This is a genomic window from Sinomonas sp. (genome assembly GCF_051955515.1).
GTDB lineage: Bacteria > Actinomycetota > Actinomycetes > Actinomycetales > Micrococcaceae > Sinomonas.
The window spans coordinates 1-6,985 of the sequence record NZ_JBQCGQ010000156.1; the positions used below are offsets into that span (position 1 = coordinate 1).

Genomic DNA, 6,985 nt, shown 5'->3' on the forward strand with positions numbered 1-6,985 from the left:
CGCCCGACGAGCTCGGCGACGGTCTCCCGGGCCGGGGCGGCGGGTGAAGGGGGCGCGGTGCTTGCCTGGACCTGGGCGGTCATGCCTGCTGGCCCTCCACGAACGCGAGCACGCGTGCCGGGGAGCCGGTGCCGCCGACGATGGGAAGGGGCGCCACGACGATGAGCGCACCGATTGCCGGGAGCTCGCCCAGGTTCTGCAGCGAGGTGATGCCGTACTTGTCCGCGCCGAGCAGGAAGTTGTGCATCGGGAACGCCGGATCCATCCCGCCCGCGAGCCCCGCGTCGATGCCAACGGTCTCCACGCCCACCCCGGAGATCGGGGCGACGTCGGCGAGCCAGCGCGCGCACTCGACGGTGAAGCCCGGGGTGTGGGGACCGTTCTCGTCGGCGTTGAGGAACCGCTCGCGATCCTGCGCGTACGCATCCCACCCGGTCCTGACGAGCAGCCAGGCGTTCTCCGGAAGAGCGCCGTTCTCGGCCTCCCACGCCTTGATGTGCTCGACGTCGACGAGGAAGTCCGGGTCAGCGGCCACCTCGCGCGCAACGTCGAGGACGCACGCCGGCCCGACCAGCCGCGACGGCTCGATCTGGGAGACGTCCTTGCCCCCTCGGCCGGTCACCCAGTGGATGGGAGCGTCAAGGTGGGTCCCGATGTGCTCGCCCGTGCTGATGTTGTGATGCTTCCAGAACGGCCCCGGCTCGTTGTACGCGGAGACCTCCTCGAGGCTGAAGTCCACGAGGTTCGCGAAGGGGTCGGGCAGGCGCAGGGTCGGGGTCTCGCTCGAGAGGGTGTTGGTCAGGTCGACGACGCGCGTCGCACCTTGGGCGAGCGAGGCGAGCAATGCGGAGAGCTGTGACATGTGGACTCCTGAGGGGAAGTAGGGGAGCTGGGGGGTCGTGTCGCATGAGTGACGACCGTCACAAGATGTCTATGACCGAAAACGATAGCAGCCGTTGAGCCTTCCGGCTAGGCCCCATTCTCCGACCGCAGGATCCGGATAGCACCCCGCAGGAATCGGATAGCCGGAGGTGCGCCGCGAGCCGCACCATCAATGGTCATGGAAACCATCACGCTGGACCAACTGGTCACCGGCTCGGACCTTCGGCAGGCGATGCGCCATTGGGCATCGGGCATTACGGTGATCACCGCGCGCCCCGCTCCGGGGGCGAGAATTGGCCTCGTCTCCAATAGCTTCACCTCCGTTTCGCTCGATCCTCCGCTCGTCTCGTGGTGCGTCGACCGCCAATCGACGAGCTTCGAGTCCTGGCGCACCATTGACGCTTTCTCGATTCACATCCTCGACGACGAGGATTCCCACCTGGTCCCGCGCTTCGCCGCACGTGGCACCGACAAATTCGCGGGCTTGGAAACCCGCACGAGTGAACTCAGCACCCCGATACTCGACGCGGGTGCTGTGAGGTTCGACTGCCGAACCTGGAAAACGTACGACGGCGGAGATCACCTCATCATCATCGGCGAAGTCAGGCGCATTGAACACTCACGAAAGGACGCGAAATGACCCGCAGCATTCTCGACGGCAGAGGATTCAAGCTCGGCCTCTTCTCCCCCAATTGCTCCGGCGGACTCGCCGTGACAAAAATTCCCGAACGCTGGAGCGCGAGCTGGGAAGACAATCTCCGCATGGCGAAGCTCGCCGACGAGGTGGGGTTGGACTTCCTCCTTCCCATCGCGCGGTGGATCGGCTACAAGGGGGACACCAATTTCCACGGGCACGTCTTGGACCCTGTTGTGTGGGCGGCGGGACTGCTGGCCTCCACAAAGCAGATCAATGTGTTCTCCACGATTCACACCGCGTTCAATCACCCGCTCGCCATCGCGAAGGCCATTGCGACGCTCGATCAGATCGGAGGGGGCGGGCGGGCCGGGCTCAACCTTGTGGCCGGCTGGAACCAGCCCGAGTACGAGACCATGGGCGTGGAGATGCCCCAGGAACACGATGCGCGCTACGAATTCGCCCAGGAGTGGTGGGACGTAGTCCGCGATGCGTGGTCGAAGGCCGAGATCTTCGACCATCACGGCACTTACTTCAATCTCGATCACATTGAATCCGAACCGAAGCCGCGTGGCGGACGGGTGCCGGTCTTGAACGCCGGCTCTTCACGGCAGGGTCGGGAATTCGCTGCCCGGAATTCCGATTTCGTCTTCACGATTATTCCGGACACTGAAACAGGCGCGACGATCGCGTCCGGGCTCAAGGCACAGGCCCGCGGCGAATTCGGCCGCGAGGTGGGAGTTCTCACTCTCGGACACGTGGTCTGCCGCCCGACCCGCGCCGAGGCCGAGGAATTCGTGCACTATTACGCGGAGGAGAACGCCGACTGGGGCGCCGTCGACTATCTCATGGGCCTCCAGGGGCTTCATGCGCAATCCTTCACGCCGGAAATGCTCGCCACAATGCGCGAGCGCTTCGCCTCAGGCCATGGATCGCTCCCGATGTTCGGCACGCCCGACGACGTCGCCGACGCGATCGAAAAGGTCCATTCCGCTGGCTTTGCCGGAATGACTCTCGCGTTTGTCGATTACGCGGGGGAACTCGAGTATTTCGCCCAAGAGGTCCTGCCCCGGCTCGAGACCCGCGGCGTTCGTGTTCCGCAAGGGGCAGCAGCCGCCTTGGTGTGATTCACCTCACGGGGACGCTCTAGCATAGAAGCCAGATCCCCTAGGAGACACGATGACGTGGGAAGGCCTGCCGCCCGATTCCCGTCCAGAGCCGGACCGGCCTCTGGGCGGCAGGCCCCTGACCAGAACGCATTCACCCCGCGAGATTCGCGACACGGTGGACAGCCTCACCAACGAGCATCACGAGCTCGCGCTCCTCGAGGGGCATTCGCTGGACGGGTCTGCCGACGGAATCCAGCTCGGACCGATGGGGCTCGTGCATGTGGCGTACGGGGCGAGGGTCGGAGTCGAGAGCCCTCCCTCGGGCAGGCAGGTCGTCATCGTCCTGCCGCTCGGGCCGATGGGGGTCGAGTCCAACGGCCACCAGTGGATCGCCCGAGAGCCATTCGCGCTCAGCTCGCGCCACAGCACGAGGATGGCGCCCGATCCGCATTCGGGCGCCCTCGTGGGCTCGGTGGAGGCCGCCGTCGTCGAGGATTATTTGGAGTCGCTCCAGTCGAAACCGCTCCGGGCCCCGCTCGTCCTCTCCTCCGAGCGGCCGCTGCGCCTCGCCTCTCCGCGGCTCGTCGAGGCCGCCTGGCTCGAAGCCTGCAGGGTCCTCGGGGCCGATTCCGAGCCTCCCGCCGAAATCACGGTCAAGGCCCTTGTCTCCTCGCTTCTCTCGACGATGACGCTGGGCCTGGCCCCTCACCTCTCGTCGTCGCTGGGTTCGTCCTAGTCCGTCCTCGAGGCGCCGAAAACCACGGGCCGGGGACCCTCGTACCTCGCGGCCGCGCGTCGGCTCATGGAGGCCAGGCTGGCCGAAGAACTCACCGTGGACGACATCGCCGCGTCCGTGGGCGTGAGCCCCCGGCAGCTGTACGCTGCCTTCGCCGAGCACCTCGGCGCGACGCCGGCCCAGATCCTGCGGGAGCTGCGGCTCGACCGGGCGCGTGCCCTCCTTCTCGACCGGCAGCTCGCCGACCGCCTGACCGTGGCCACGGCCGCTGCCAGGGCCGGCTTCTCCCATCTGGGCCGCTTCGCGGGTTACTACCTCGAACGCTTCGGCGAAGCACCGTCGGCAACTCTGAAACGGGCCCGCTCGTGACGGAAGCGGACAAGACCGGCGACCGCGACCAGCGGGTCGAGGCGAATCCCAAGGCCGTTCTGGCGCGCGCCACCGCAATTCTCGGCGCCTTTGACGCACACACCCCAAGCCTCGGCCTCAACGAGCTCACGAGGCGCAGTGGCCTGCCGAAAGCAACAACCCATCGCCTCGCGTTGAGCCTCGTTGCCTGCGGCCTCCTGGACCGCGATGGAAGTCGCTACCGGCTCGGGCGTTGGCTCTTCGAACTGGGCCAACGAGCACCCGCCCACCGATCCCTGCGCCTAGCGGCCGCGCCGTTTCTCGAGGACATGTCGCGAGCCACCAGCGAAACCGCCCTCCTGTCCCTGCCGGGCCACGACGAGATCCTGTTCGGGGAAAAGTACGTCGGCCTCCGCGGTCGCGGCCAAGTGGCCACTCTGGTCGAGGGACGTATCCCGCTCAATACCAGTGCCTCCGGCAAGGTGGTGCTGGCGTTCGGCGACCCGGACCGGAGCAACCGCTTCATGGAGGGTGATCTGAGCCGAAGCACCCAATTCACGATCACTGACCCAAATCAACTGCTAGCGGAAATCGAGCATGTGCGGAAGCAGGGATACGCCGTGGACCGCCAGGAGCTGATCCTCGGATACGGCGCGATCGCAGCCCCCGTGTTCCGCGGAAATGAGCTCGTGGCAAGCCTGTCAATCGTCGCTCCCATCAGTCGGCTCGACGTCGCACGCTTCGCCCCCACCGTGCTGCTGGCCGGCAGTGCCCTCTCTCGCGCTCTGTCCGGAGGCACTTCACAACCGGTCCGCTGAGTGGACCTTTTCCCTTTCGAGCGTCACCGCAAGAGGCGACCATTGCTGCTCAAGCGAGACATCCGTTCTCACTCGTTGGGCCCCCGCCCGCAACTCCGATTGGAGCAGACAATGTCCGGAATCACGCAGAACCCTCCCCAATCTGCGGGCGGCGGAGGCATCAAGCGCTACGTCGTCGCCTCACTCGCGGGCAACGCGTTGGAGTGGTACGACTTCTTCCTATACGCAACCGCCGCTGCGGTGGTCTTCGGGCGCCTGTTCTTCCCTGCGGGCACCGATCCCTTGGTCGGGACTCTCGGGGCCTTCGCAGGTTTTGCCGTGGGTTTCGCGGCCCGGCCGCTGGGCGGGCTCATCTTCGGGCACATCGGCGACCGCGTCGGCCGGAAATCAGCGCTCGTCCTGACGATCTCCATCATGGGAATCGCGACCTTCCTCATGGGCGTGCTGCCTACCTACGGGCAGGTAGGGATCCTGGCGCCCGTGCTGCTCATGATGCTCCGTGTCCTGCAAGGCGCGGCCGCCGGGGGTGAATGGGGCGGCGGGGTCCTGCTGATCAGCGAGAATGCCTCCGCCAAGCGGCGAGGGTTCTTCTCGGCCTTCAGCCAGGGCGGCATCAACATCGGCTTCGTCCTTGCCTCCGGCGCATTCTTCCTGGTGCAGTCATTGCCGCAAGAGCAGTTCATGACGTGGGGGTGGCGGCTGCCGTTCCTATTCAGCATCGTGCTTTTCAGCGTGGGGATCTACGTCCGCTACCGACTCCCGGAATCCAAAGAGTTCGAAGCCGTCAAGAAGGACACCGCCCGTCCACGAGTTCCTGTGCTGGCAGCCATCAAGAGCCACCCCAAGGAAATCCTCGTCACCATGGGGCTTCGCATGGCGGAGAACGGCGGCTCGTATCTCATCACCTCGTTTTCCATCGTGTATGGCGTCCATGTCGGAATTGACGCCGGAATCCTGCTTTCAGGGGTGGCCCTGTCCATGCTCTTCGAATTCGGCACGATGCTGTTCTTCGGGGATCTCTCGGACAAGATCGGCCGGCGAAAGGTCTACGCTCTGGGTGCGGCCGCTCTCGCGGTCACCGCATTCCCGTTCTTCACGCTGCTCGACACCAAGACACCGGTTCTCGTCATCCTGGCCTACTTCATCGGGAACGGCATCTGCCATGCCGCGATGATCGGTTCGCAGCCGGCCTTCTTCCACGAACTCTTCAGCGCGGAAATCAGATACTCCGGCATGTCGGTCGGCCACGAGCTCGCCGCTGTCTTCGCGGGCGGAGTCGCCCCGCTCATCGCCACCGCGCTGCTCATCAATTACGGAAGCTCGGTGCCTGTGGCGATCTACATGATCATCCTCGCGGGCATCACCCTCGTCGCCTTGGCCTTCTCAGGAAAAGTGGGGCCTCGCATCTCGTCACGGGACGCGCACGTCGCGAAGGAGCACGTCTGATGGCCTCCATCATCGCGGCCGCAGAGTCGCCGTACATGCGCCACACTCCCCCTGGAACAACCACCTCACAGGTCATCGCTGAAGCCGTCCGTCGCGCGTTGGGGGACGCCGGCCTCACCGTTCAGGATGTCGACGGATTCGGCGTTTCGAGCTTCACCCTCGAGCCCGATCACGCCATCGATCTCGCTTGGCGGATGGGGATGAAGCTCTCGTGGCTCATGCAGGATTCGAACGGCGGCGCCAGCGGGGGCACCATGCTCCAACACGCCGTTCGCGCCATCGAAGCGGGTGACGCCTCCGTCGTCGTCCTCGCCGCGGGTGACGTGATGGATCGGGGCGCCTTCTCACGGCTCGTCGCCCGCTACAACCGCGCCACCGAGCAGCATCTGGCACCGCTTCCGATATCTGGCCCCAACGCCCTCTTCGCCATGCTGACGGTACGGCAGATGAACTCCCGGGGCCTGGAACGCACCGACTACGGCAAGATCTCCGTAGCCCAACGGGCCTGGGCTACCGATAACCCCGGAGCCGTCTACCGAAATCCGCTCTCCCTCGAGGAGTACCTCGCAGCCCCGATGGTGGCTGATCCCCTTGGGCGCTATGACTGCGTTCCGCCCGTGACGGGCGCCGATGCCGTGGTGGTGGTCGCCGATGACCGCCTGCCGGGACGCCGTCGCGCCAAGGTCCTCGCTGTCACCGCGAGCTACAACTTCGACGACCAATCGGGAGACGGCCTGCGCACCGGCCTCCGTGATTGCGCACCGCTCGCTTGGGAACGGTCCGGGATTTCGCCGCGGGAGGCGGACCTGGTCAGCGTCTATGACGACTATCCGGCCATGGTGGTCGCCCAGCTCGCGGATTCGGGGTTCATCGAGGATGGAGCCGACGTTCCGGCGTACATCGAGTCGTGGATCTCGAGCGGGAAGCTCGCGCTGAACACCTCCGGGGGCCAGCTTTCGGCCGGTCAGGCGGGTGCCGCGGGCGGCATGCACGGACTCGTGGAAGTCGCGTC

The 6,985-nt window shown here is 65.8% G+C and carries 7 protein-coding genes and 1 pseudogene; 7 read left to right on the top strand and 1 reads right to left on the bottom strand.

What is annotated here, in order from left to right; translation table 11 throughout:
* Window positions 1–79: 79 nt before the first annotated feature.
* Window positions 80–862 (bottom strand): cyclase family protein, encoded by a 783-nt coding sequence (locus ACTHL9_RS08750; RefSeq protein ID WP_440518466.1) that lies wholly within the window; start codon window positions 860–862, stop codon window positions 80–82.
* 198 nt (window positions 863–1,060) lie between these two features.
* On the opposite strand from ACTHL9_RS08750, the gene ACTHL9_RS08755 reads away from it, so the two are divergent.
* From ACTHL9_RS08755 to ACTHL9_RS08785, 7 genes and pseudogenes are all read left to right on the top strand, one after another.
* Complete coding sequence (locus ACTHL9_RS08755; RefSeq protein ID WP_440518467.1) at window positions 1,061–1,522, top strand: flavin reductase family protein; 462 nt, start codon at window positions 1,061–1,063, stop codon at window positions 1,520–1,522.
* Window positions 1,519–2,643: an LLM class flavin-dependent oxidoreductase gene (locus tag ACTHL9_RS08760; RefSeq protein WP_440518468.1), complete on the top strand. Its 1,125-nt coding sequence runs from the start codon at window positions 1,519–1,521 to the stop codon at window positions 2,641–2,643. The genes ACTHL9_RS08755 and ACTHL9_RS08760 overlap by 4 nt, the downstream gene beginning before the upstream one ends.
* A 52-nt stretch (window positions 2,644–2,695) precedes the next feature.
* A complete protein-coding gene (locus tag ACTHL9_RS08765) occupies window positions 2,696–3,361 on the top strand; it encodes a hypothetical protein (protein WP_440518469.1) in 666 nt (221 codons plus the stop codon).
* Window positions 3,362–3,418: 57 nt separating this feature from the next.
* A pseudogene (locus tag ACTHL9_RS08770) lies at window positions 3,419–3,730 on the top strand (helix-turn-helix transcriptional regulator); the annotation flags it as partial.
* On the top strand, window positions 3,727–4,527 hold the full coding sequence (locus ACTHL9_RS08775) for an IclR family transcriptional regulator (protein ID WP_440518470.1): 801 nt from the start codon (window positions 3,727–3,729) through the stop codon (window positions 4,525–4,527). The pseudogene ACTHL9_RS08770 and the gene ACTHL9_RS08775, both read left to right, overlap by 4 nt.
* Window positions 4,528–4,638: 111 nt before the next feature.
* Window positions 4,639–5,973, top strand: coding sequence for an MFS transporter (locus ACTHL9_RS08780; protein ID WP_440518471.1), 1,335 nt, complete (start codon window positions 4,639–4,641; stop codon window positions 5,971–5,973).
* A partial coding sequence (locus ACTHL9_RS08785) for a thiolase family protein (protein ID WP_440518472.1) occupies window positions 5,973–6,985 on the top strand: 1,013 nt, incomplete at its 3' end. The genes ACTHL9_RS08780 and ACTHL9_RS08785, both read left to right, overlap by 1 nt.

Bases quoted from the DNA above. Each gene is read 5' to 3' on its own strand.
- ACTHL9_RS08750 (WP_440518466.1), bottom strand. From the start codon at position 862: ATGTCACAGCTCTCCGCATTGCTCGCCTCGCTCGCCCAAGGTGCGACG.
- ACTHL9_RS08755 (WP_440518467.1), top strand. From the start codon at position 1,061: ATGGAAACCATCACGCTGGACCAACTGGTCACCGGCTCGGACCTTCGG.
- ACTHL9_RS08760 (WP_440518468.1), top strand. From the start codon at position 1,519: ATGACCCGCAGCATTCTCGACGGCAGAGGATTCAAGCTCGGCCTCTTC.
- ACTHL9_RS08765 (WP_440518469.1), top strand. From the start codon at position 2,696: ATGACGTGGGAAGGCCTGCCGCCCGATTCCCGTCCAGAGCCGGACCGG.
- ACTHL9_RS08780 (WP_440518471.1), top strand. From the start codon at position 4,639: ATGTCCGGAATCACGCAGAACCCTCCCCAATCTGCGGGCGGCGGAGGC.